The sequence below is a fragment of the Nonomuraea sp. NPDC004354 genome (assembly GCF_053602555.1).
In genome coordinates, this window is the sequence record NZ_JBSGDV010000005.1 from 300608 (window position 1) to 322461 (window position 21854).

Genomic DNA, 21854 nt, shown 5'->3' on the forward strand with positions numbered 1-21854 from the left:
TGGCGGCCGGCCACCGCCTGCCGTACCCGACGATCACCCACGCCCGTCGGGCGGCGGCTTCAGCAGCGGATGGACGCGCATCGCCACCTCCAGCTCACCCGGCAGCTCGTCACGGTAGCGGCCCAGCGTCGACAGGTCACTGTGACCCAGCACCCTGCGCACCGCGTCCATGTCGACCGCGTCAGCCAGCAGATGCGTCGCCGTCGTGTGCCGCAGCCCGTGCGGCGTCACCGAACGCCGCTGCGCCGGATCCACCCCCTGCTGCACCCTGTCGATCACCGCCTGCACGTCACCACGCGCCAGCCGCCGCCCCCGCCACGACAGCAGCAACGCCTTGTCGGCCGACTCGGCCCGCCCGCCCGCCAGGTACGCCTCCAGCGCCTCGGCCACCACCGCGGGCAACGGCACGTCCCGCGTCCTGCCGCCCTTACCGAAGATCCGCCAGTAGCGCACCCCGTCGTTGGTGTAGAAATCCTCCACATTGGCCCGCACCAGCTCCGACACCCGCGGCCCCAGCGTCGACAGCAGCAGCACGATCAACCCGTCACGCAGCTCCATCCGCTGGTCGCCGCGCCTGCGCCGCCCCCCGGCCGCCGGCTCGGCCGGCCGCAGCTCCCGCGCCGCCCCGATCAAGCCCTGCGCCTGCTCACGCGTCAACGCCCGCCGTTCGGGCCGCAACCCGCCGCGCTCCCTGGCCGTCACCGTCGCCGCCGCCATCGGATTGATCTGCACCCAGCCGGCCAGCGTCGCGTGCTTGAACAACGCCGAGATCGACCGCCGGAAACGCGCCTGCGACGAAGCGCTCTGCAACCCCCCGCCCGCACCGGAGCGCCGCCCGTCCGGCTTGCGCGCGAACGCCAGCAAGATCGCATCCACGTCCTCGCCGGTCAGATCGTCGAGCACGGTCTCCTCACCGGCCAACGCCACCAGCGTCGCCGCGTCACGCGCGTACACCTCGGCCGTCGAGGCCGACAGCGCCCCCGTCACCGTCCTGGCGCGCACCAGCTCCACATAGCGGTCGACCGCCTGCGCCACCGTCAGCCTGTTGAGCTCCGCCGGCCGCATGCCCCTCCTCGCCTAGAAGATCCGCGGCACGACCGTATCGAGCGGCACCGACAAAAGCACAGCCGGTCCGGGGCCGGCCGGCTCGTCCGCCGGCCCCGGACCCGCACCCTAGATGTCGCGGAAGATCTCGATCCGCGCGCCCAGCGCCGTCAACCGCTCGGCCAGATCCTCATACCCCCGGTTGATGACGTAGACGTTGCGCAGCACCGAAGTGCCCTCGGCCGCCATCATCGCCAGCAGCACCACCACCGCCGGACGCAGCGCCGGAGGGCACATCATCTCCGCCGAACGCCACCGCGTCGGCCCCTCCACCAGCACCCGGTGCGGATCCAGCAGCTTCACCGACGCCCCCAGCCGCGTCAGCTCCGTCAGGTAGATCGCCCGGTTGTCGTAGACCCAGTCGTGGATGAGCGTCGAGCCCTGCGCCGTGGCCGCGATCGCCGCGAAGAACGGCACGTTGTCGATGTTGAGCCCGGGAAACGGCATCGGATGGATCTTGTCGGTGGGGGAGACCAGCCGCGAGGGCCGCACCGTCAGATCCACCAGCCGCGTACGGCCGTTGGCCGCCCGGTACTCCGCCCCCCGGTCATGGTCGAGGCCCATCTCCTCCAGCACCGCCAGCTCGATCTCCAGGAACTCGATCGGCACCCGGCAGATCGTCAGCTCCGAGGAGGTCACCACGGCGGCCGCCAGCAGGCTCATCGCCTCCACCGGATCCTCGGAGGGGGAGTAGTCCACATCCACCTCGATGTGCGGCACCCCGTGCACCGTCAGCGTCGTGGTGCCGACCCCCTCCACCTTCACACCCAGCTCCTCCAGGAAGAAGCACAGGTCCTGCACCATGTAGTTGGAGGAGGCGTTGCGGATCACCGACACCCCGTCGTGACGCGCCGCGGCCAGAAGCGCGTTCTCCGTCACCGTGTCGCCCCGCTCGGTCAGCACGATCGGCCGGCTGGGGGAGACCGAGGCGTCCACCTTGGCGTGGTACATCCCGCCCGTGGCCGTCACCTCGAGCCCGAAGTGCCGCAGCGCGCTCATGTGCGGCTGCACCGTCCGCGTCCCCAGGTCGCACCCGCCGGCGTACGGGATCTCGAACTGGTCGGTGCGGTGCATCAACGGCCCCAGGAACATGATCACACTCCTGGTACGGCGGGCCGCCTCGGTGTCCATCGAGGCCAGGTCCAGCCGGGCCGGCGGCACGATCTCCAGATCGCCGCCGCCGTTGATCCACCGCGCCCGCACCCCGATGGAGGCAAGCACCTCCAGGATCCGGTAGACCTCCTCGATCCGCGCCACCTTGCGCAGGATCGTCCGGCCGGAGTTCAGCAGCGACGCGCACAGCAACGCCACGCAGGCGTTCTTGCTGGTCTTCACCTCGATGCTGCCCGACAGCCGCCGGCCGCCCACCACCCGCAGGTGCATCGGACCGGCGTAGCCCAGGGACACGATCTCGCTGTCGAGCGCCTCACCGATACGGGCGATCATCTCAAGACTGATGTTCTGGTTGCCCTTTTCGATGCGGTTGACCGCGCTCTGGCTGGTGCCCAGCGCCTCCGCGAGCTGCTGCTGCGTCCACCCGCGGTGCTGGCGCGCGTCCCTGATCAGCTTACCGATCCGTACAAGATAGTCATCTGCCACAAGAGGCAACATATCTCACATATGAGATCTTGCAGCGACAGGCGTGACCTCAGAGACCAGACACACCACGATGAGACGCAAGATGCTCAGGCGTCACCACCGCCTTAACCTTCCCCACAAAATCCCGCCGCGCCGCAGCGAACCCCCGCCGATCATCGAACATGTCCCGGCTCATCTCCGCCAACTCCTCGATCCGATACGCGTCCAACGGCTTGCGCCGCTCATCCTCCTCCCGCCGCGCCAGCTTCCTCCGCACCAGATCCCCATGGTCATCACGCCCCGCCAACCGCTCGGCGTACTCCAGAACCTCCTGCTCGAACTCCTCCCGCGACCCCTTCACCACCCGATCGGCCAAGCCCATCGACACCGCCTGCTGCGCCCCCACCGGCAACGCCGCACCCGTCAACTCCTGCGCCCGCTCAGCACCCACCCGCGCCGGCAACACATACGTCCAATACTCCGAACCGAACAACCCCATCGTCCGATAGTGCGGGTTCAACACCCGACCCTCCCGCACCAACACCCGATCGGCCCCCAGCGCCATCATCACCCCACCGGCACCCGCATTACCACCCACCGACGCCACCACCAACTGCCCCGTACACCCGATGATCTCCCGGCACACCCCGTTGATCGCATTGATGTTCATCCACGCCTCCATCTCCGGATGACGCGCCGACTCGATCACATTGAGATGGATCCCGTTGGAGAACACCTCACCACCCCGCACCACCAGCACCCGCGTGTCCTGCGCCACCGCGTACTGCAGCGCCTCCACCAACCGCCGGCACTGGTTGGTGGCCATCGCCCCGTTGTAGAAGTCGAAACTCACCACCCCCACCCGGCCGGCCCGCTGATACGTGATCTCCGAGAACCCCGGCTGAGAAGCCGGAGCCCGCCCCAGCCGCCGCCGCAGCACCGACACCGCCGGCAGCTTCACCCCACCACGGTCCTCACGCCGCAACTGGCCCACCCACACCGTCCCGTCCCCGGTGTGCACCAGCACCGCCCCACCCCGGCGCGCCGCCACCGAACCCGGCTGACCCAGAAGCTGCGGCCCCAGCCGCGCGTCGAACACCCGCACGTCCATCCCGCACAACACCGCCGCCGCCCCCGGCGCCCCGTCAGCGGCCCTGATCCGACGCACCACCCGATCCGACGACTCCGCCCACGAGAACTCCCGATCCGCCCGCCGCATCGCCGGCCGCAACCGGCCCCACACCTCGGGCCGCCCGTAGTCCAGCGGCGCCGGCACGAACGACGGGTCCTCCGCCTTGCGCGCCACCTCCAGCACCAGCTCCGTGGCCGCATCGGTCACCAGGCCGTTGTACAGGCTGCTCTTGCGCATCGGATCCTCCGGCAGCGCGAACTCCCGCCACCCCCAGATCGGCCCCGCGTCCATCTCCTCGGCCGCCTGCAAGGCCGTCACGCCCCAGCGCCGCTCGCCGTCCAGGATCGCCCAGTCCAGCGACGACGGTCCCCGGTCGCCGCGCGGGCCGGGGTGAATGATGATCACCCGGTGCTCGCGCCAGAGCCGCTCGGGCACCCGGTCCTTCAGGAAGGGGCAGATGATCAGGTCCGGCTTGGCCAGGGACACCGCCTCGAGCATGACCTCCTCGGAGATCGCGAGTTCGACGGTCACCTCGTGACCGGCTTCGCGCAACTCGATCCACGCGCGCTGGGTCAGGCCGTTGAACGCCGAGACAAGAAGCAGAATCCGCACTTTGGAGCATCCTTCAGAGCTGAACCTTCGACTAGGCAAGTGATGCTGACACGCCCAAGCAAACCCGAGTGACAGAACAGCGCAAATTCCCGATTTTTCCGGCGCCGAAATCTGGGCGAAAAGGGATAAAGCGGGCATTTCGCATGGGTTTGTGGCGTGAGCGAAAGCGGGCCGCGCCGGGGGAGAGGGTGTCACGCGACCCGATGTGCTCGCATGATCCGCGACCGGGGGAGAGGCGGCGGGGGGAGCGGCGCCGCGCCCGCTTTGTGGAGCCGGTTGCGGGAGCCGGCTGCGTGCGTGAGCCGTCGAGGGCAGGCCGGAGGTCCGGTTCGCCCCGTTTTCTAAACCAAACAGAATTCACCTTCTGTCCGGTTTAGCGTCGATTCATAGCTTCCGTACGAATCGGGTGGCGGCGCGGTGACTCATGCCCGTTTCGCCGCGCACCAGGAAGACCGCGTCCTGGAACTGGCCCGTCGCCTTCAGTTCGCGCGCCTGGTCGGTGATGTCGAGGCTGGGCAGGAGCCGGTTGCGCGGATGCCGCGTCAGCCGTACGGCCAGGACGATCAGCGAGATGATCACGGCGGTCACGAGAACGGTCAGCAGGACGAGGGAGCCCATGCTCGTCATGATGCGATCGTAAGGGATCACAGGGTCCGGACGAAGGTCTCGGCGTCGCCCAGGCTCATGCCCGTCTCGCCGATCACCAGGTGCACGGCCTGCTCGGTACGGCCGGCGGCCTTGAGCTCGCGGACCCTGGTGGCCAGGTCGGGCCTGGCCAGAGCGGGTGCGGGCGGTCGCAGGCGGGCCAGCGCGGGGTGGTCGCGGCCCGCGGCCATGGCCTCGACGGCGTCCTTGGCGGATTTGAGTCCGAGGCCGGTGTGCTGGCGCAACAGCTTGATGGCGTGGATCTGCTTGCCGTCGGCGATCAGTGTGCGCAGGGCGCTTTCCAGGTCGTGTGGCGGCAGCGGGCCGCCGGTGCTCATGTGGGTGACGGAGGTGCGGCCTGCGCGCGCGGCGGCCGTCACGACGAGGACGACGGCGATGGCGATGACGGCCAGGACGGCGACGAGGATGCCTATCTCGGGCACTCCGATGTTGGGCATGGCGCGATCGTACGCGATCAACATTTGCTCGATAATGAACATTATGTCAAGTAGTGCTTTCGCCGCGCTCTCCTGACGGAGGCTTTGACGGTTCGTGGGAAAGGCTGACCCGGGATGGAGGTGTCGCATAGTGTGGGTAGTCCGTACGTCGGATAAGGGAGCACACGTGGGGAACGACGCGGTCTTGTGCCAGGTGTGCCAGGGGGTTCTGCCCGCTTCGGGGCGTGAGTCGTACACGGCGACTCGTGCTCGGCTGATCGTCACCAACGGTTACTGCGAGGGCGGGTGTGCCGAGCGGATCGCCGCGCGGCAGCAGCCGCAGCTTCACCAGCAGCCGGTGGAGGTCGTACGGCAGGCGCCCGTGGCGGTGCCGCAGTCTCCTGGTGTACGCGTGTTGACGTCCTAGGTTCTTCAACCGGTCGTGATGGCCTGCGGGGTACGGCCCTGCGGGCCTTTCGGTGTTCGGGCGTGCTCCTCTCCCCCGCTGCCCGGTTCGGGGTGCTTCGGCCGGTCCGCCTGGGCCGCGCACGATAATGGTCAGGAGCGGTTCGGTAGGCGCAGGCCGTTCATGAATTCGGTTTCGGCCTCTTCCGCGGTGGCGGCGGTGAGGATGGCGTCGGCCGTCTCGACGGCGTCGAGGCGTCTTCTATTGAGCACCTGGCGGGCGGGCTGGCCGAGTCGGCCGACAAGGCGTTGCTTCTGTCTTGGCGGGCTGATCTCAAGGCTTCAGCGGGGTGCCGAGCGTGTCGGTGGTGGCCGCGATCCTGCCCTGGTGGGCGGCGGCGGGGTGCCGGAGGGGGCTCCACTTCTCCGCCATCGTCTCGGCGCGCTCCCCCGCCGCGATGAGCTCTCGTGCCGAGATGGGCATTCTCGTCGCCGTCCTGGCCGTCCTGGCCATCGCCGTCGTCCTCGTCGTGGCGGCCGCCGCCCATGGTCACGCCGCCCATGGTCACGCCGCCCATGGTCACGCCGCCCATGGTCACGCCGCCCATGGTCGGCCCCTGCCCGCACACCCGCCTGCCCCTGTCCACCTGCCTTCCCCTGTCCTGCGCCGGCCTTCCTGGCGTTCGGCGGGAGCAGGCCCCTGGCGTGCGGGGGGCTGATCTTTCGTGGCGGTTGGGGAAGGTCCGGGTCGCCGCTTGCGGGTGGCATTGGCCGGGGCTGTCCGTACCTCGTCCGCAGGCCCGGGACTGTCGCCGGGCGAACGTAGTGTTGGCCGATGACCGCAGACGCCCCGTCATCCGAGACGCCCGACCGCCTGCGCGCCGACATGGTCGCGGCGCTGACCGAGCGGGGGTCGATCCGCTCCCCCGAGATCGCGACGGCCTTCGCGAAGGTGCCGCGCGAGAGGTTCGCGCCGGAGGCGCCGCTCGAGGCCGCCTACTCCGTGCAGGACGTGGTCGTCACCAAGCGCGATGACGCGGGCAGGGCGACGAGTTCGATCAGCGCGCCCTGGCTGCAGGCGGAGATGCTGGAGGCCGCCCGGCTCTTTCCGGGGGCGAAGGTGCTGGAGATCGGGTCGGGCGGGTACAACGCGGCGCTGATCGCCGAGGTGGTCGGCCCGGCGGGTCTGGTGGTCACCGTGGACATCGACCCGTTCGTCACCGAGCGGGCGGGCCGTTTCCTGGCCGAGACCGGCTATCCGCAGGTGACGGTGGTCCTGGGGGACGCCGAGGACGCGGCCGACGGGTACGTGCCGGTCGAGGGCTTCGACGCCATCCTGGTCACGGTCGGGGCGTGGGACTGCCCGTGGGGGCGCCTGCTGGCCGTGGGCGGCCGGATGGTGGTTCCGCTGGTGTTCGGGACGATCACCAGGTCGATCACGTTCGTGCGTGAGGGCGACGGGTTCGTCGGGCTGGATCCGACCGTGTGCGGGTTCGTCGCGATGCAGGGCGCGGGGGTGCATCCGCATCAGGAGGCGGTTGTCGCGGATGGTGGTGTGCGGCTGACGATCGAGGGCGGGCCTGAACTCGACGTCGGCGCGCTCGACCGGGCGCTGACGTCGAGCCGGGTCGAGGCGTGGACTGGGGTGACCGTGCGGCGCGGCGAGTCGTTCGACTCGCTGAACCTGTGGATCGTGACCATGGATGAGTCTTTCGGCATGATCTGGCGGGACTGGGAGCGCGACGGCGGCCGGGTCGTGGAGCCCGCCACGCGCTGGTACTGCCCGGCCCTGATCACGCCGGACAGTTTCGCCTATCTCACCCTGCGCGAGGCTCCGGTGGACGGCGAGGCCGGGGAACGCGGGTGGGAGCTCGGTGTGCACGGGCACGGGCCCGGCGCCGCAGAGCTCATGCGGCGGCTTCATGGCCATGTGCGGACGTGGGATCGTGACTGGAGGGGGCATCCCGGTCCGGAGTTCGCGCTCTATCCCGCTGAGATCGCAGTGCCGGTTCCGGCTGTCGGCCGCGTGTTCGCCAAGCGTCACACCCGGCTGGTCATGGCCTGGGCGTGAGACCGGTCGGCCGTATGGTGGCCGGATTCAGCACGTGGCGATGCGAGTTGCCGCAGTCCTGCAGACCGGTCATCGGAGACGGGGGTCAAGCGGAGAACCGGGTTAGGTGTCGCCCGGACACGGGGCCCTGGGACACCTGGGTCCTGAGTCACGGGGTCATGGTGGGGTCGTGCGTCGCGGGGGTCATGCGGTTGCGTGAGGTGCGGCGTGAGGCGTGAGGCGGGGTGATCGTCCCGCTCCCCCGGTCTGCGCTGGTGTTGCCGGCCCGGGTGGGAGGTGCCTCTCCCCCGCTGGCGGGCGGCGCGGGCGGTACGCGTCCGACGGCGGCGAGTTGGTGGGCTGGCGAGCCGGCCATGGCTCTGCGCTGACGGTGCGGGGGCCGGCGGTGCTGAGGGGTGGAGGTATGGGAGGCCCGGAGTGTGGGGCGCGCTGGGTGTCGTCGAGCCGGTGGGTCGGCCGGCGTCGGACGCGGGCGGCGACCTCTGGCAAGCGCGGCGGGGATGCAATCCCCCACGGACCGCCGCACGGCCGGATGGGCTGTCGGCTTTCCTGGCCGTCCGCGGGAGGTGCCCGCGCCCACCCGTAGTCTGCGCCATCCGCAGTCCGCGCCCACCTGTAGTCTGTGCCGCCATCCGCAGTCCGCGCCCACCTGTAGTCTGTGCCGCCATCCGCAGTCCGCGCCCACCCGTAGTCTGCGCCATCCGCAGTCCGCGCCCACCTGTAGTCTGTGCCGCCTGCCGCCTGCCGCCTGCCGCCTGCCGCCTGCCGCCTGCCGCCCGCCGCCCGCCGCCCGCCGCCTGCCGCCCGCCGCCCGCCGCCCGCGCTGCGCCGCCGGGGCGGGCTGGTCACCGCGTGCATCGATCCGTTGCCCCCGATGGTGGTGGCGGTGGGGTTGGCGACGGGGCCGCGGGTTCGTCACGGTGTGTGATCGTGCGGTTCCGGTTGGGTGTGCCAGTAGTCGCGGGTTTCGACGGCGAGGCCGTCGGGGTCGAAGCGGGCGAAGACGCAGCCGGCCAGGACGGTGGGCTGGTCGCCGTCGAGGGCGTGGACATGGAACTCGATGGCGGCGCGGTCGGCGTCGACGAGCGGGGTGTGGAAGGTGACGGTGATGGGGGTCTCGCCGTCGAAGGACCAGCGGATGTAGTCGAGGATGGCCGCTTTGCCGTGGTGGGGTGGGCGGAAGGGCATGCTGGTGTGGACGGCGTGGTCGGCGTAGAGGCCGGCGAGGGCGTCGATGTCGTGGTGCGTCCAGGCCTGCTGCCAGGTGTCGGCGAAGTGTTGGGCGGCGGTGCGGGTGTCCATGGCGTTGATTTAATCGGTTGCGGTTTTGTCGGTGGCGTTGGTTAGGGTGCGGGCTCGTGGCTGCTCTTCATCCTCTTATCTACGCGCGCGGGCTGGTCAAGCGGTTCGGTGACTTCACCGCGGTGGACGGCATCGATCTGGAGGTGGCGCCGGGCGAGGCGTTCGGGTTCCTGGGGCCCAATGGGGCCGGCAAGTCGTCGACGATGCGGATGATCTCGTGTGTGTCGATGCCGTCGGCCGGTGAGTTGCGGATCCTGGGGATGGATCCGGTGCGGGAGGGGCCGGCGATCAGGGCGCGGCTGGGTGTGTGCCCGCAGCTGGACAATCTCGATCCCGATCTGACGGTGCGGGAGAACCTGACGACGTATGCGCGTTACTTCGGGTTGTCGCGGGCGCAGGCGCGGGAGCGGGCGGCGGAGATGCTGGAGTTCGCGCAGTTGACGGAGAAGGCGTCGAGCAAGGTGGAGCCGCTGTCGGGTGGGATGAAGCGGCGGTTGACGATCGCGCGGGCGTTGGTGAACGAGCCTGATCTGGTGTTGCTGGACGAGCCGACGACGGGGCTGGATCCGCAGGCGCGGCATCTGCTGTGGGAGCGGTTGTTCCGGTTGAAGCAGCGTGGGGTGACGTTGGTGTTGACGACGCACTACATGGACGAGGCCGAGCAGTTGTGTGATCGGCTGGTGGTGATGGACGGCGGGCGGATCGTGGCCGAGGGGTCGCCGCGGTCGCTGATCGAGACGTATTCGTCGCCCGAGGTGGTGGAGTTGCGGTTCGGGGGTGCGCCGCTGCGGGGGTTCACGGAGCGGTTGTCGGGGGTGGGTGATCGGGTGGATGTGCTGCCTGATCGGATCCTGCTGTATGCCAAGGACGGGGACGAGGCGGTGGCGGAGGTGCATCGCAGGGGGTTGGCGCCCTCCAGCGTGCTGGTGCGGCGTTCGTCGCTGGAGGATGTGTTCCTGCACCTGACCGGCCGGACGTTGGTGGACTGATGGCGCATCCGACGGTGGCGGTGCTGGAGCGGCATCTGACGCTGTACAGGCGGTTGTGGCGGGCGTCGTTGTTCTCGTCGTTCCTGTTGCCGCTGTTGTTCTTGGCGAGCATCGGGCTGGGTGTCGGCGGTTATGTCGGCACGGTGGGTGGCGTGCCGTACGTGGAGTGGATCGTGCCGGGGGTGTTGGCCTCGACGGCGTTCCAGATGGCGGTCGGTGAGTGCACCTACAGCGTGATGGGTGAGTTCAAGTGGACGCGGGGTGCGCACGCGATGTTCGCCACGCGGGTGTCGGCGTGGGACATGGTGCGCGGGTGGATGCTCTACATCGTGTTCCGGGTGCTGATCGCGGCCGTGGTGTTTCTGGTCGTGGTGGGTGCGTTCGGGGCGTTGGCGTCGGTGTGGTCGGTGGCGACGGTGCCGGTGGTGGCTTTGCTGGCGGTCGCGGTGGCGGCGCCGGTGACGGCGTTCGCGGCGTCGATCGATCATGACAGTTACTTCGCGTTGCTGTTTCGGTTCGTCATGATTCCCTCGACGTTGTTCGCGGGGGTGTTCTTTCCGGTGGAGCAGTTGCCGGCGCTGGTGCGGTTGGTGGCGTATGCGTCGCCGTTGTGGCATGCGGTGGAGTTGTGCCGGGCGGCGACGCTGGGTGCCGCTCCCCCGTGGCCGGTGTGGGCGCACGTGGGTTATCTGCTGGTGTTGTGTGTGGCGGGGTTGTATTGGGCGGCCGTCGCCTACCGTAAGCGACTTCAGGACTGATCATGGTGACCTTGGTGGTGGCCCGGCGGGTGTCGGCGGGGCGGGTCGGTGCGGTGGTGGGCCGCAATGTGGGGGCGTTGCGGAGCGGGGCCTCGTACTGGCTGGTGCTGGTGTCGGGGTTTTTCGAGCCGTTGCTGTACCTGCTGTCGATCGGGATCGGTGTGGGTGCGCTGGTGGGGCGGATTCCGCTGGGTGATGGGCGGGTGGTGTCCTATGCGGTGTTCGTGGCTCCGGCGATGCTGGCGGCGTCGGCGATGAACGGTGCGCTGGCCGAGACGACGTTCAACTTCTTCTTCAAGATGAAGTACGCCAAGACGTTCGAGGCGATCCTGGCGACGCCGGTGCGGCCGATCGAGGTGGCGCTGGGTGAGCTGACGTGGGCGATGATGCGCAGTGCGTTCTATACGGCGGCGTTCTTGCTGGTGATGGCTGTGATGGGGTTGGCCGAGCCGTGGTGGGCGCTGGCGGCTTTTCCGGCGACGATGCTGGTGGGGGTGGCGTTCGGGGCTGCGGGGATGGCGGTGTCGACGTTCTTGCGGGGGTGGCAGGACTTCGATCTGATGACGGCGGCGCAGTTCTCGTTGTTCCTGTTCTCGGGGACGTTCGCGCCGGTGGGGGGTTATCCGCCGGTGCTGGCGGCGGTGGTGGAGGTGACGCCGCTGTATCACGCGGTGGAGTTGGTGCGGGGTCTGGCGTTGGGGCGGCTGGAGTGGGCGCTGGCGGGGCACGCGCTGTATCTGGTGGTGCTGGCGGGGGTCGGGTTGTGGGTGGCGTCGCGGCGGATTCAGCGGGTGTTGTGTTCGTGAACGGCGGTCACTGAGCTGGTGGGCAGGGGGCCGTACAGGTGGGGGAAGGTCTCGTCGGTTCCTGGTGGGGTTTCGTAGCGGATGTCGAGGCCGGTGGGGTCGATCTCCAGGAGGAGGAGCGGCTCGGTGACGTCGGCGTAGAAGCGGTCGGTGACGGTTCGGGCTTGGCGGCGGTCGGCGCTGAGGTGGATGAAGCCTTCCTGGTCGAGGGTGCGGCCGCGGGTGGAGATGCGGTATTCGCCGCTTTGCTGGGCGTGGTGCCAGTCGGTGGCGTAGGCGATGTGCAGCACGGTCATGCCAGGGCCTCCAGGGCGAGGTCGACGTCGAGTTCGGTGGTGTAGAGGTGGAAGCTGGCGCGTAGTTTTCCGGCGCGTACGGCCATGCGGACGCCTGCGCGCTCGAGGCGTTGGGGGGTGTCGGGGTGGGGGCTGTCGAGGGAGACGATGGCGCTGTCGCCGGGCGGTTGGCCGAGGCCGGTGCGGAAGCGGTTGGCCATGGCGAGGTTGTGCCGGTGGATGTCGTGGATGTCGAGCTGGTTGAGCAGGTCGAGGGTGGGGGCGGCGGCGACGTAGGAGAACCAGGCCGGTGACAGGTCGAAGGCGCGGGCGTCCGGGTGGTGGGTGAGCGGCATGCCGTACATGCTGGTGCCGGAGTACCAGTTGGCGGCGGTGGGTGTCATGCGTTCGCGCAGGCGGGGTGACAGGTAGCCGAAGGCGGCGCCGCGGGGGCACATGAGCCATTTGTAGGCGGCGCAGACGAGGGCGTCGAGGCCGTCGGTGGTGAGGGGTAGCCAGCCGCAGGCTTGGCTGGCGTCGGCGATGACGAGGGTGTCGTGGGTGCGGGCGGCCTGGATGATGTCGTCGAGGGGGGCGAGCTTGCCGGTGGCCGACTGGACGAGGCTGAAGGCGACGGCGGTGGTGTCGGGGGTGATGGCGTCGGCCAGCCGGTCGGGTGGTGCGGTGTCGATGTGGGCGGCGATGGCCCACGGGTAGACGTTGCTGGTGAATTCGATGTCGGGGATGAGGACGCGGGCGCCTGGTGGGAGGGCGGTGGCGAGTTGGGAGATGATCTGGGAGGCGGTGGAGCTGACGGTGATGTCGGCGGTGGGGGCGCCGATGAGGGTGGCGAAGGCGGCGCGGGAGTGGGTGACCTGGTCGTCCCAGGGTTGCCAGTCGGTGCTGCCGTGGCGCCATTGGGTGAGTGCGGTCTGGAGCTGGTCGTAGGCGGGGGTGGGCGGCAGGCCGTAGCTGGCGGTGTTGAGCCAGCCGGGGGTGGGTTGCCAGAGTTTGCGGGCGGCGTCGAGGTGCATGCGGGTCAGCTTAGGTGGCGCGGGTGTGCGGGCCTGTGGGGAGGGCGGCTGTGGGGGGTCGGCCCGGGAGCTGGTGTCGCCGGTTCTGCCGCAGGTGGAAATTGTGTCGCTTTCGGGGGGTGTGGTTTCTAGACTGCGGGCGTGCTCACGCCTTCTTTTCCGATCGTGACGGATCGGCTGTCGTTGCGTCCTTTCACCCGTGATGATCTGGCGGCTGTTCATGCATGGGAGCGGTTGCCCGAGGTGGCGCGGTTTCTGTACTGGGAGGCGCGGGATCTTGAGGGTTCGCGCGAGATGCTGGACCAGCGGGTGAGGCGGGTGGCGTTGCGGGAGGAGGGCGATCTGCTCGACCTTGCCGTGACGTTGCGGGAGTCGGGGCAGGTGATCGGGCAGGCGCTGCTGATCTGGACCAGCCGGCAGCACGAGCAGGGTGAGATCGGGTACGTGCTGCACCCTGACTACCACGGCAAGGGGTATGCGCCGGAGGCGAGCAGGGAGATGCTGCGGCTGGGGTTCGAGGAGCTGGGGCTGCATCGGATCGTGGGGCGGCTGGATGGCCGCAATACGGCTTCGGCGCGGGTGCTGGAGAAGCTGGGGATGCGGCGTGAGGCGCACCTGGTGGAGAACGAGCTGGTCAAGGGCGAGTGGACCGATGAGGTCGTGTACGCGATGTTGGGCTCGGAGTGGGCCGGCCGGTCGCGGTAGCGGGGCCGCCTGTTCGTAGCGGGTCGCCTCTTCATCGGATGATTCGGGAGATCTGCGGCCCTACGGTCAGCCTGTGACCGAGCAGCTGGTGGTGCGCCACCGGCAGCGCGTCGAGCATCGTCGGTGCGACTGCGACTGCGACTGCGACTGCGACTGCGACTGCGACTGCGACTGCGACTGCGACTGCGACTGCGGATCGGGAGGGGTGCAGGGTGCAGGGTGCGGCATGCGGAGATCGCTGCGCTGTGCGGCGCGGAGGCGCGCTGGGCTGCTGTCGAGTGTGGGCTGGTGGAGGCGGCGTGTGATCTGGACGCATGCGGGCCGTGCTGGGTGAGGACCGTCTGAACGCTCTGCGGCGCCTTCTGCGACGGTCAGGTGTGGGGGTTCGCGCGGGGCGGGCAGGCAGGTGCCGCACTCCCCCGGCGATCCAGCGAGGGATTCCGTTTCGCCGTGGCTCCGGCATGCAGCGTGGCGCCGTGGCTCCGGCGAGGGATTCCGTGGCGCCGTGGCGCAGGGTCGCTGTAGCGCAGGCAGGGCGCAGCGCCGCGCTGGGCGGCCGGGCTGCGTGGCCGGGCGTGAAAGTGGCCGGGCTTAGGAAGAGATGCGTTCTGGGGTCGGCGAGGGCGGATCGGCCCCTGGACAAACTGCAAGGCGTCGACTCTGGCGCTCTTGTCCAGCGGGTGCGCCGGAAGCGTGCTGAGCGGGATCAGCCATCAGCTCGGCGAGTCGCCGGCGTCCGGCGCGTGAGGGCGGCGCCGCGGACGGTGGATCGGTTCCTGGCGGGGTTGTAGAGCGTCGGCTGCCGGCGGCGCGCATCGGCGAAGTCGGCGCAGAAGGAGACCTTCACCGACGCAGCCGGAGTCGCAGAACCTCTATGCCGCGCAGACGTGGTCGACGCGGGGCTCGGCTCCATCGACCTGCTCTACGGCGCCAGGGGCAGCCTCGCGTTGTCCTCGCGCCTGGTGATCGCGGTGGGTAGGGTCGAGGAACCGGGAGAAGGGCTGGTGCCGTGGTGGCTGACTCCGATACGCGCAACGTGCGGCTACGCACGTTCTGGGACCGCCAGGCCCCGGCCTACGACCGGAAGATGGCCTTCGCTGAACGCCGGTTCTTCGGCGACACCCGCGCGTGGCTCTGCCGGCAGGCGTCCGGCGAGGTGCTGGAGGTCGCGATCGGTACCGGCCTGAACCTCGGGCACTATCCGGGCGGGGTGCGGCTGACCGGTGTGGAGTGGAGCGAGGCGATGCTCGCGGTGGCCAGGCGCCGTGCCGGGGTGCTAGGCGTGCCGGCCGATCTGCGGCAGGCCGACGCGCAGGCGCTGCCCTTCCCCGACGCGTTTTTCGACACGGTGGTCTGCACGTTCGCGCTGTGTGCGATCCCCGACGAGTCGCGGGCGCTCGCCGAGATGGAGCGTGTGCTGCGGCCGGGCGGCCTGCTGCTGCTGGCCGACCACGTCGCCTCCTCGTCGTGGCCGATCCGGGTGCTGCAGGCGGCGGCCGACCTGGTGAGCGTTCCGTTGCAGGGTGAGCACTTCCGCCGCCGGCCGCTGCCGCTGGTCCAGGCCATGGGGCTGGCGGTGGAACGGCACGACCGTTTCAAACTCGGCATGATCGAGCGGTTCGCCGCCCGAAAGCCCGTCGCCTGACGACGACCGGCCCCGCCCCGCCCCGTCTTCGGCGTCGCACGCGCTGAACCTTCAGCGTGCGCCCGGGCCAGGGCGCCCGTCGTGGGACGAGGTCGCCGCACGTTGCCGAGCCTACCGGCCGAGTACCCGGCTGTCGGGGTCGAGGGCGAGCAGGCGGTGGGCGGGGGGGGGCTTGGCGGCGTCGAACTCGGTCCAGGTAGGGGCTTGGGTTTCGAAGGTGGCGTGACCGGTGTCGATCCCGGCCTGGTAGATGGCCGGCACCTGGTCGGCGTAGTCGGGAAGCGTCGGCCCGATCCGAACCCCGGCGGCCGTCGTGTGGGGATTGGTCATGTGGTCGTGGGGACGCCGAGTTCGGCGAGCAGGCGGCGGACCCGGCGTTCAATCTCGTCCCTGATGGGCCGGACGGCGTCGACGCCCTGCCCGGCGGGGTCGTCGAGGACCCAGTCGAGGTAGCGCTTGCCGGGGAAGAACGGGCAGGCGTCGCCGCAGCCCATGGTGATGACGACGTCGGAGGCCTCGACGGCGTCTGCGGTCAGAACCTTGGGAGTCTCGGCGGAGATGTCGATCCCCACCTCGCGCATCGCCTGGACGACGGCGGGGTTCACGGTGTCGGCGGGGGCGGATCCGGCGGACCGGACCTGGACGGCGTTCCCGGCGAGGTGGGTGAGGAACGCTGCGGCCATCTGGGAGCGGCCGGCGTTGTGGACGCACACGAACAGTACCGAAGGGGCTGCGGCTGGCGGGGTGGTCATGGGGTGGGAACGCTTCCTTGCTCGGCGGGGGCGGGCAGCGGCACGGCGGGTGCCGAGGGGGTGAGCGGTCCGAAGGTGAGAACCATGAGGCCGACGCCGAGGACGGCTCCGGCGAGCTGGGCGGCGACGAACGCCGGGACGCCGGCGGGGGCGATTCCGGCGAAGGTGTCGGTGAACGCGCGCCCCAGGGTGACGGCGGGGTTGGCGAAGCTGGTGGAGGCGGTGAACCAGTAGGCGGCGCCGATGTAGGAGGTGACCGCGACGGGCGCCAGGTGGGCGCGGCGGGTGCGGGCGAGGCCGCCGGTCAGCCAGATCAGCCCGGCGGTAGCCACGACCTCCGACAGCCACAGGTGCGGGGCGGAGCGGTCGTGCGTCGACCAGGCGATGAGGGGCTGGTCGAACATCGCGTCGGCCAGGATCGCGCCGCCGATCGCTCCGGCGGTCTGCGCGGCGATGTAGGCGGCGGCCTCGCGGAGGGTCGGGCCGTCGCCGGTGCGGCGCCCGGACCACCAGGCGACCAGGGTGACGGCGGGGTTGAAATGCGCGCCCGACACCGGGCTGAGCAGCACGATCAGGACGCCGAGCCCGAACATGGTGGCCAGGGAGTTGGCCAGGAGTTGGAGGCCGACGTCGTGCGTCAGAGCGGTGGCCTGGATGCCGGAGCCGACGACGACCGCGACCAGCACGGCCGTGCCGAGCGCCTCGGCGACCGTGCGGCGGGCCGGCGAGATGCTCACGCCGAGACCGTCGCGACGGCCTCGGGGGTCTGGAGCAGCGCCGACAGGCGTTCCAGGGCATGCGGGAGCACCCAGTAGTACACCCAGGTGCCGCGCCGTTCCGACCCCACGAGCCCGGCCTCACGTAGCACCTTCAGGTGGTGGGAGATCGTCGGCTGGGACACCTCGAACGGGCCGGTCAGATCGCACACGCACGCCTCCCCTCCCGCGTGCGAGGCGATCAGGGACAGCAGTCGTAGCCGGATCGGGTCGGCGAGGGCCTTGAACATCTTGGCCAGTTCGACGGCGTCGGTCTCCCCGAGAGGCTCACGCGCCATCGGCGCGCAGCACGCCGCGTCGTCCTGGTCGATGACCGGCAAACGACTCTGATTCGACATGTCTCTATGTTGACAGATGTCTAATCAGGATGGCAATCTCCGCTGTATCGACAGACGTCGAAACAGTCTCATTGTGAGGAGGGACTCGTCATGTCCCGTGTCCAGCTCGCCCTACGCGTCGCCGACCTGGAGGACTCGATCGCCTTCTACTCCAAGCTGTTCAGCGCCGAACCCGCCAAGATCCGCGACGGGTACGCCAACTTCGCGATCACCGAGCCGCCGCTCAAGCTCGTCCTCATCGAAGGCGAGGCCGGCGAGGCGACCCGCCTGGACCACCTCGGGGTCGAGGTCGCCACCACCGCCGAGGTCACCGCCGCGGCCACCCGCCTGGCCGAGGCCGGGCTGGTGACGTTCGAGGAGAACGACACCTCCTGCTGCTACGCCCTCCAGGACAAAGTGTGGGTCACCGGCCCCGGCGCCGAGCCGTGGGAGGTCTACACGGTCAAGGCCGACGCCGACAACCTCGGCAAGAGCGCCGGCGGTGCCCCGCAGGCCTGCTGTACCAGCACCACCGCTCCGGCCGACGCCACCGTCGGTGCCGCGGCGCGGACCTCGGCCGAGGGCGGCTGCGTGTGCGGCCCGTCCGCGCCCTGACCGGACGAACGAGCTCCGGCAACCCGATCAACGGGACACCGGGGCTCGATGCTTCATCAATTCGAACCTGGATCCGGCCACGCGACAGCGGCCACGGGCGCCACTGACACGAAGACCCTACTTTGGGGCTGGGGACGCCTTCGGGAGCGGAGGGCCGGGTCGCGTGGGTGGGGCCTCTACCGGACGGGGACCTGGAGGTCGCGGAAGGAAGCGATCTTGACGTTGAGGGTCCTGGTGTCCGGGAGGGCGAACAGGCTCCAGAACTCGCGGGTCTGGCCGGGAGCGAACTTCTCGGTGGCGAGGCGGACGCCGGAGACGTCGGTGCAGGCGCAGTAGGAGTCCACGCCGTTGTCGGTGGGGACCTGGAGGCGGCCCGGCAGGTACTGGCGACGGGCGGTGGCGTCGGTCAGGCGGGCGTTGCTGGCAGCCTGGTACTTGTAGGACTCCCAGTCCTGGGCGTGGTGGAGTTCGTTGAACCACGCCTCGGCCGAGCCCTCGTTGGTGACCTTGTAGGTCAGCAGGCCTAGGCCGCCGTCCAGGCGGCGCAGGCCGGTGATCTCCATGGCGATGGGCTGGCCTGCCGCCTTGCCCGTGGCGGTCAGGTCCGCGTCGGGGCCGAGGGTGGAGACGACCTCGGCGGCGGGGTCGGCGGGTTTCGGCTGCGGCTTGGCGAAGGTGACCGTCACGCGGCGGTTGCGGCGCTTGCCCTCGTCGGTGTCGTTGCCGTACAGCGGGCGGCGGGAGCCGTATCCCTTGGCCTGGAAGCGGATGCCGTTCCTGGTGAGACGGCCGGACAGGGCGCGCTGCACCGCCTGGGCGCGGCGCAGTGACAGGGGGTCGTTGATGGCGTTGTTGCCGGAGGAGTCGGCGTGGCCGTCCACCTTCACCACGGTGGTGGGTGAGGAGTCGATCAGCTTGGCCGTGCGGGCCAGGACGGCCTTGGCCCGCGGGGTCAAGATCGCTTTGTCCACCGCGAACAGCACGTCGGAGGAGAGGTTGACCTGGAGGTCGGTGCCGTCGTCCGCGGTCTCCTCCGACTTGTCCAGCGACTCCGACGGCAGGATGACGCGGCGTGTGACAGGGGTGACGGGTTCGGCCTCGGGGTCGGGGAAGTCGCCTGCCGGTGGGGCGTCGCTGATGGGGACGTCCGGCATCGGCGCACCCACGGGGGTGACGACGGTGGTCGTGGCGGGATCACCCGCCGGGGCGGGGGTGACCGCGTAGACGGTGATCGACTGGCCGGGGTCGATGAAATGGCCGAGGTCGTCGCGGTCCTGGTCGCTGCACAGGCACGGGGAGCCGGCGGGCTTGTACGGCAGGATCCAGGTACGGGATCGGGCGTCGAGGACGCCGATCCCCGAGGCCCATTTCATCTCGCCGAGCGGGCGGGTCTGGTCGCCCATGTCGGCGGCCCAGGGCAGGTCCTCGGTGCCGGTGTTGGACAGGCGGATCTGTACGACCAGGTGTTTGCCCTTGACGCGGTTGAGCCCGACCACCTCGACCTTCATGGCCGCGTTCTCGGTGCTGGTGGTCTCCGCCAGGGCCGGGCGGGTGTCCTGGCTTGACGGTGTCGCCGTGGCGGCCGGGGCGCTGGTGGCCGGGGTCGCCGCCGGTGGGACCGCGGTGGGCGGGGCGCTGTCTGGTGGTGGCGGTGCGGCCTCGCGCAGCGGCAGGACTCCGCACCCGGTGGCGGTGAGGGTGAGGGCGGTGGCGAGGGCCAGGATGCGGTGCGGCATGGCGGAGATTGTGCCATGTCCGAAATATCTCCCGGGTCGCTTCCGGGGAGCGGCCGCCATCAGTCGCGTCCACCGGCCAGAACGGCGACGGCCTCCACCTCGACGAGTTGGTCGTTGTAGCCGAGCACGGTGACCCCGAGCAGGGTGCTGGGCACGTCGTGGTCGCCCATGTACTCCCGGTACACCTGCCAGGCCCGCCCCAGGTCCTCCTGCCGGGACGAGGCCACGTACACCGTCGTCTTGACCACATCGGTCAGCGAGGCGCCCGCCCCTTCCAGTGCGGTCACCAGATTGCGCATCACCTGATGGGCCTGGCCCGCGTAGTCGCCGATCGCGACGGTCTGGCCGTCGCGGTCGAGGGGGCAGGCGCCGGCCACCCAGATGGACCGCACGGGCGCGTCGGCGACCGCGGCGTAGGCGTACTCCACGGTCGAGGCGAGCTGGTCGTTGCGAATCAATCGGACGCCTGTCGTCACGGCATGCTCCTCAAAGGTGAAAGTCGGTGCGGCCGGTTCGGTGGGTGGCCGCGGCTTGGCCGGCGGCCCGCGAAGAGGCTGCGAATTCGTAGACGTCCGCATATAATCTACATGTGCTTATTATCTGTCAACGAGTTTTCCCGGCCGCATGACAGAGCGCCGCGACCTCGCCGCCATGCTGCAGCCTCTGGTGCGGTCGCTGATCGCCGCCGAACTGCCGGTGCTGAAGGCGCACGGGATCTCCATGTGGGGCTACGCCGTCCTGAGCGCGCTCGACGACAGCGCGGTGCGCACCCAGGCCGCCCTCGCCGACTCGATCGGCGCCGACAGGACCCGCATCATCAGCACGCTCGACAGACTCCAGGAGTCAGGGCTGATCTCCCGCACCCCCGACCCGCGCGACCGCCGCGCGAGAGTGCTGGCCATCACCGAGGACGGCCGCGGCGTCCGCAGGTCCGTGCAGGCCGGCATTCACGCCAACGAGGACCGCGTGCTCGCCCGCCTGCCCGCCGCCGACCGTCAGGCCTTCCTGCGCTGCGTGCGGACGCTGTCGGAGCTGTCCCGCGAGGACGTCACCGGCTGAGCAGCCACCGGCGACCCGTGGTCCCGCCGGGCCCGGCCTCCCCCGGTCCGGTCAGGCCCGCTCCGGTACGGCCGGGGCCGCTGGTGCCGGGCCCGGGGCGGGCCGTGGCTCATGCCGTCCAGCTCATGCCGTCCAGCTCATGAGGTGGAAGCGGCGGGTGACCCGGTAGCCGGCCTTGGCGTACAGGTTGGCGGCCGGGCTGTCGGCGCCGGTCCACAGGAACCAGGAGGAGTGCAGGCCTTCGGCGCGCATCCTGGTCATGGCGAGGTGGAGCAGGATCGTGCCCAGGCCGGTGCCGCGCTCGCCGGGGTCCACGCCGAAGGGCCCGAACCGCTCGGGGATGCCGCGGTAGGCGCCGTAGAGGGCGAATCCGGCGAGCCGGTCGCGCCGGGTGGCGATGACCATGCGGGTGGTGTCCCTGTGGTGGCGGATCGCCTCGCCCCAGTCGGGGTTGAACGTCTCGGCCGCGAACCTGATCAGCTGGGGCAGCCGGCCGTCGGTGGGGTCGCCGAAGCGGTACCCCTGGCTCTGGCGGGCGGCGCGCAGCCGGTGCACCTCGGGCGGGGTGTGGTAGCCGACCAGGGTGCGGTCCATGGCGACCGGGGTGGACCGGGTGGTGAACCCCAGGCTGGTCAGCAGGCCGAGCGCGGCGGGATACAGGTCGGGGTCGGCGCCGGGCAGGACGTAGTGGGGCGTGTAGGAGGCGAAGTCGATCCGGGTCCGCCCGGCGGCCCGCAGGAAGTCCAGTGCTTGGGTGAGCAGCCGCCGGCCGAGCCCGTGGCCGCGGTGTGCGGGGGCGACGAAGAAGAACGGGATCCAGCCGGTCTGCGGTTGCAGGTCGGTGCCGGGGGCCGGCGGGATGAGCCGGCGTACGGCGTAGGCGCATCCCACGACGTTCCCGCCGGACACGGCCACGCGCAGGCCGTCGGGGTCGAAGTTGGGGTCGAGCAGCACGCAGTCGCGAAACCACGCCGCGGTCGTCGGGTCGGCCGGGAGGCTGTGGTTCCAGGATTCGATCAGGGAGCGCTCGTCTCCGGGGGCGAACGCGCGGACTGTGATCGTCATGCCGACGAGCTTGGCGACGGGCGGGGGCGCGGATCA

Annotated in this window: 24 protein-coding genes; 8 read left to right on the top strand and 16 right to left on the bottom strand. The window is 70.3% G+C overall.

The window, feature by feature from the left end; genetic code table 11:
• Nucleotides 1-33: 33 nt before the first annotated feature.
• The 6 genes from ACWENQ_RS18675 to ACWENQ_RS18700 all read right to left on the bottom strand — a co-directional run bounded on the left by ACWENQ_RS18675 (nt 34) and on the right by ACWENQ_RS18700 (nt 6427).
• A complete protein-coding gene (locus ACWENQ_RS18675; RefSeq protein WP_452415313.1) occupies nt 34-1065 on the bottom strand; it encodes a tyrosine-type recombinase/integrase in 1032 nt (343 codons plus the stop codon).
• Nucleotides 1066-1173: 108 nt separating this feature from the next.
• Nucleotides 1174-2703 carry a helix-turn-helix domain-containing protein gene (locus tag ACWENQ_RS18680; protein ID WP_449922319.1) on the bottom strand — a complete coding sequence of 510 codons (1530 nt, stop codon included), beginning with the start codon at nt 2701-2703 and terminating at the stop codon, nt 1174-1176.
• A gap of 49 nt (nt 2704-2752) precedes the next feature.
• Nucleotides 2753-4426 carry an enoyl-CoA hydratase-related protein gene (locus ACWENQ_RS18685; protein WP_449922318.1) on the bottom strand — a complete coding sequence of 558 codons (1674 nt, stop codon included), beginning with the start codon at nt 4424-4426 and terminating at the stop codon, nt 2753-2755.
• Nucleotides 4427-4810: 384 nt separating this feature from the next.
• Complete coding sequence (locus tag ACWENQ_RS18690) at nt 4811-5053, bottom strand: hypothetical protein (protein ID WP_354922778.1); 243 nt, start codon at nt 5051-5053, stop codon at nt 4811-4813.
• Nucleotides 5054-5070: 17 nt separating this feature from the next.
• Nucleotides 5071-5529, bottom strand: a complete 459-nt coding sequence (locus ACWENQ_RS18695; RefSeq protein WP_449922317.1) for a ribosomal protein L7/L12 — start codon at nt 5527-5529, stop codon at nt 5071-5073.
• A gap of 718 nt (nt 5530-6247) precedes the next feature.
• The gene (locus ACWENQ_RS18700; RefSeq protein WP_452415314.1) at nt 6248-6427 is read right to left on the bottom strand and encodes a hypothetical protein; all 180 of its coding nucleotides are present in this window, start codon (nt 6425-6427) and stop codon (nt 6248-6250) included.
• Between the two features lie 321 nt (nt 6428-6748).
• On the opposite strand from ACWENQ_RS18700, the gene fxlM reads away from it, so the two are divergent.
• On the top strand, nt 6749-7984 hold the full coding sequence (gene fxlM / locus ACWENQ_RS18705; RefSeq protein WP_452415316.1) for a methyltransferase, FxLD system: 1236 nt from the start codon (nt 6749-6751) through the stop codon (nt 7982-7984).
• Nucleotides 7985-8899: 915 nt separating this feature from the next.
• On the opposite strand, the gene ACWENQ_RS18710 is transcribed toward fxlM, so the two are convergent.
• Complete coding sequence (locus ACWENQ_RS18710; RefSeq protein ID WP_452415318.1) at nt 8900-9286, bottom strand: nuclear transport factor 2 family protein; 387 nt, start codon at nt 9284-9286, stop codon at nt 8900-8902.
• A gap of 56 nt (nt 9287-9342) precedes the next feature.
• On the opposite strand from ACWENQ_RS18710, the gene ACWENQ_RS18715 reads away from it, so the two are divergent.
• From ACWENQ_RS18715 to ACWENQ_RS18725, 3 genes are read left to right on the top strand one after another with little or no spacing between them, the layout of a single operon-like run.
• A complete protein-coding gene (locus tag ACWENQ_RS18715; protein WP_449922309.1) occupies nt 9343-10275 on the top strand; it encodes an ABC transporter ATP-binding protein in 933 nt (310 codons plus the stop codon).
• Complete coding sequence (locus ACWENQ_RS18720) at nt 10275-11033, top strand: ABC transporter permease (RefSeq protein WP_449922307.1); 759 nt, start codon at nt 10275-10277, stop codon at nt 11031-11033. The genes ACWENQ_RS18715 and ACWENQ_RS18720 overlap by 1 nt, the downstream gene beginning before the upstream one ends.
• Before the next feature lie 2 nt (nt 11034-11035).
• Nucleotides 11036-11839 (top strand): ABC transporter permease, encoded by an 804-nt coding sequence (locus ACWENQ_RS18725; protein WP_354918504.1) that lies wholly within the window; start codon nt 11036-11038, stop codon nt 11837-11839.
• Here the strand turns inward: ACWENQ_RS18725 and ACWENQ_RS18730 are convergent.
• Entirely contained in the window at nt 11818-12135 is a 318-nt protein-coding gene (locus ACWENQ_RS18730; protein ID WP_354918507.1) for a DUF952 domain-containing protein, read from the bottom strand. The genes ACWENQ_RS18725 and ACWENQ_RS18730 overlap by 22 nt on opposite strands.
• Nucleotides 12132-13148, bottom strand: a complete 1017-nt coding sequence (locus ACWENQ_RS18735) for an aminotransferase class V-fold PLP-dependent enzyme (protein WP_452415320.1) — start codon at nt 13146-13148, stop codon at nt 12132-12134. The genes ACWENQ_RS18730 and ACWENQ_RS18735 overlap by 4 nt, the downstream gene beginning before the upstream one ends.
• Nucleotides 13149-13289: 141 nt before the next feature.
• On the opposite strand from ACWENQ_RS18735, the gene ACWENQ_RS18740 reads away from it, so the two are divergent.
• Together ACWENQ_RS18740 and ACWENQ_RS18745 are read left to right on the top strand one after the other, a co-directional pair.
• On the top strand, nt 13290-13853 hold the full coding sequence (locus ACWENQ_RS18740) for a GNAT family N-acetyltransferase (RefSeq protein WP_354918513.1): 564 nt from the start codon (nt 13290-13292) through the stop codon (nt 13851-13853).
• A 1012-nt stretch (nt 13854-14865) separates the two neighbouring features.
• Nucleotides 14866-15498 (top strand): class I SAM-dependent methyltransferase, encoded by a 633-nt coding sequence (locus ACWENQ_RS18745; RefSeq protein WP_449922301.1) that lies wholly within the window; start codon nt 14866-14868, stop codon nt 15496-15498.
• Between the two features lie 111 nt (nt 15499-15609).
• On the opposite strand, the gene ACWENQ_RS18750 is transcribed toward ACWENQ_RS18745, so the two are convergent.
• The 4 genes from ACWENQ_RS18750 to ACWENQ_RS18765 are packed head-to-tail and all read right to left on the bottom strand — an operon-like array spanning nt 15610 to nt 17364.
• Nucleotides 15610-15828 (bottom strand): hypothetical protein, encoded by a 219-nt coding sequence (locus ACWENQ_RS18750; protein ID WP_452415322.1) that lies wholly within the window; start codon nt 15826-15828, stop codon nt 15610-15612.
• Entirely contained in the window at nt 15825-16250 is a 426-nt protein-coding gene (locus ACWENQ_RS18755) for an arsenate reductase ArsC (protein ID WP_452415324.1), read from the bottom strand. The genes ACWENQ_RS18750 and ACWENQ_RS18755 overlap by 4 nt, the downstream gene beginning before the upstream one ends.
• Nucleotides 16247-16987 (bottom strand): aquaporin, encoded by a 741-nt coding sequence (locus ACWENQ_RS18760; RefSeq protein ID WP_449922295.1) that lies wholly within the window; start codon nt 16985-16987, stop codon nt 16247-16249. The genes ACWENQ_RS18755 and ACWENQ_RS18760 overlap by 4 nt, the downstream gene beginning before the upstream one ends.
• Nucleotides 16984-17364 carry a metalloregulator ArsR/SmtB family transcription factor gene (locus ACWENQ_RS18765; protein ID WP_449922293.1) on the bottom strand — a complete coding sequence of 127 codons (381 nt, stop codon included), beginning with the start codon at nt 17362-17364 and terminating at the stop codon, nt 16984-16986. The genes ACWENQ_RS18760 and ACWENQ_RS18765 overlap by 4 nt, the downstream gene beginning before the upstream one ends.
• Nucleotides 17365-17454: 90 nt before the next feature.
• Between ACWENQ_RS18765 and ACWENQ_RS18770 the strand changes: the two genes are divergently transcribed.
• Nucleotides 17455-17958, top strand: a complete 504-nt coding sequence (locus tag ACWENQ_RS18770) for an ArsI/CadI family heavy metal resistance metalloenzyme (RefSeq protein ID WP_449922291.1) — start codon at nt 17455-17457, stop codon at nt 17956-17958.
• Between the two features lie 176 nt (nt 17959-18134).
• Here ACWENQ_RS18770 and ACWENQ_RS18775 read toward each other — a convergent pair whose 3' ends face one another.
• Together ACWENQ_RS18775 and ACWENQ_RS18780 are read right to left on the bottom strand one after the other, a co-directional pair.
• On the bottom strand, nt 18135-19694 hold the full coding sequence (locus ACWENQ_RS18775; protein WP_452415326.1) for an OmpA family protein: 1560 nt from the start codon (nt 19692-19694) through the stop codon (nt 18135-18137).
• 59 nt (nt 19695-19753) lie between these two features.
• Entirely contained in the window at nt 19754-20170 is a 417-nt protein-coding gene (locus tag ACWENQ_RS18780; RefSeq protein WP_452415327.1) for a RidA family protein, read from the bottom strand.
• Between the two features lie 148 nt (nt 20171-20318).
• Here ACWENQ_RS18780 and ACWENQ_RS18785 point away from each other — a divergent pair, with 148 nt between their 5' ends.
• Nucleotides 20319-20753: a MarR family winged helix-turn-helix transcriptional regulator gene (locus ACWENQ_RS18785; protein ID WP_354918524.1), complete on the top strand. Its 435-nt coding sequence runs from the start codon at nt 20319-20321 to the stop codon at nt 20751-20753.
• A 123-nt stretch (nt 20754-20876) separates the two neighbouring features.
• Here ACWENQ_RS18785 and ACWENQ_RS18790 read toward each other — a convergent pair whose 3' ends face one another.
• Nucleotides 20877-21818, bottom strand: a complete 942-nt coding sequence (locus ACWENQ_RS18790) for a GNAT family N-acetyltransferase (protein WP_452415328.1) — start codon at nt 21816-21818, stop codon at nt 20877-20879.
• Between the last annotated feature and the right edge of the window lie 36 nt (nt 21819-21854).

Excerpts from the sequence above, each read along its gene's own strand:
- ACWENQ_RS18750 (WP_452415322.1), bottom strand. The coding sequence starts at position 15,828 with ATGACCAATCCCCACACGACGGCCGCCGGGGTTCGGATCGGGCCGACG.
- ACWENQ_RS18785 (WP_354918524.1), top strand. The coding sequence starts at position 20,319 with ATGACAGAGCGCCGCGACCTCGCCGCCATGCTGCAGCCTCTGGTGCGG.
- ACWENQ_RS18735 (WP_452415320.1), bottom strand. The coding sequence starts at position 13,148 with ATGCACCTCGACGCCGCCCGCAAACTCTGGCAACCCACCCCCGGCTGG.
- fxlM (WP_452415316.1), top strand. The coding sequence starts at position 6,749 with ATGACCGCAGACGCCCCGTCATCCGAGACGCCCGACCGCCTGCGCGCC.
- ACWENQ_RS18770 (WP_449922291.1), top strand. The coding sequence starts at position 17,455 with ATGTCCCGTGTCCAGCTCGCCCTACGCGTCGCCGACCTGGAGGACTCG.
- ACWENQ_RS18755 (WP_452415324.1), bottom strand. The coding sequence starts at position 16,250 with ATGACCACCCCGCCAGCCGCAGCCCCTTCGGTACTGTTCGTGTGCGTC.
- ACWENQ_RS18700 (WP_452415314.1), bottom strand. The coding sequence starts at position 6,427 with ATGGCCAGGACGGCCAGGACGGCGACGAGAATGCCCATCTCGGCACGA.
- ACWENQ_RS18765 (WP_449922293.1), bottom strand. The coding sequence starts at position 17,364 with ATGTCGAATCAGAGTCGTTTGCCGGTCATCGACCAGGACGACGCGGCG.
- ACWENQ_RS18690 (WP_354922778.1), bottom strand. The coding sequence starts at position 5,053 with ATGACGAGCATGGGCTCCCTCGTCCTGCTGACCGTTCTCGTGACCGCC.
- ACWENQ_RS18720 (WP_449922307.1), top strand. The coding sequence starts at position 10,275 with ATGGCGCATCCGACGGTGGCGGTGCTGGAGCGGCATCTGACGCTGTAC.
- ACWENQ_RS18725 (WP_354918504.1), top strand. The coding sequence starts at position 11,036 with ATGGTGACCTTGGTGGTGGCCCGGCGGGTGTCGGCGGGGCGGGTCGGT.
- ACWENQ_RS18710 (WP_452415318.1), bottom strand. The coding sequence starts at position 9,286 with ATGGACACCCGCACCGCCGCCCAACACTTCGCCGACACCTGGCAGCAG.
- ACWENQ_RS18730 (WP_354918507.1), bottom strand. The coding sequence starts at position 12,135 with ATGACCGTGCTGCACATCGCCTACGCCACCGACTGGCACCACGCCCAG.
- ACWENQ_RS18695 (WP_449922317.1), bottom strand. The coding sequence starts at position 5,529 with ATGCCCAACATCGGAGTGCCCGAGATAGGCATCCTCGTCGCCGTCCTG.
- ACWENQ_RS18775 (WP_452415326.1), bottom strand. The coding sequence starts at position 19,694 with ATGCCGCACCGCATCCTGGCCCTCGCCACCGCCCTCACCCTCACCGCC.
- ACWENQ_RS18790 (WP_452415328.1), bottom strand. The coding sequence starts at position 21,818 with ATGACGATCACAGTCCGCGCGTTCGCCCCCGGAGACGAGCGCTCCCTG.
- ACWENQ_RS18675 (WP_452415313.1), bottom strand. The coding sequence starts at position 1,065 with ATGCGGCCGGCGGAGCTCAACAGGCTGACGGTGGCGCAGGCGGTCGAC.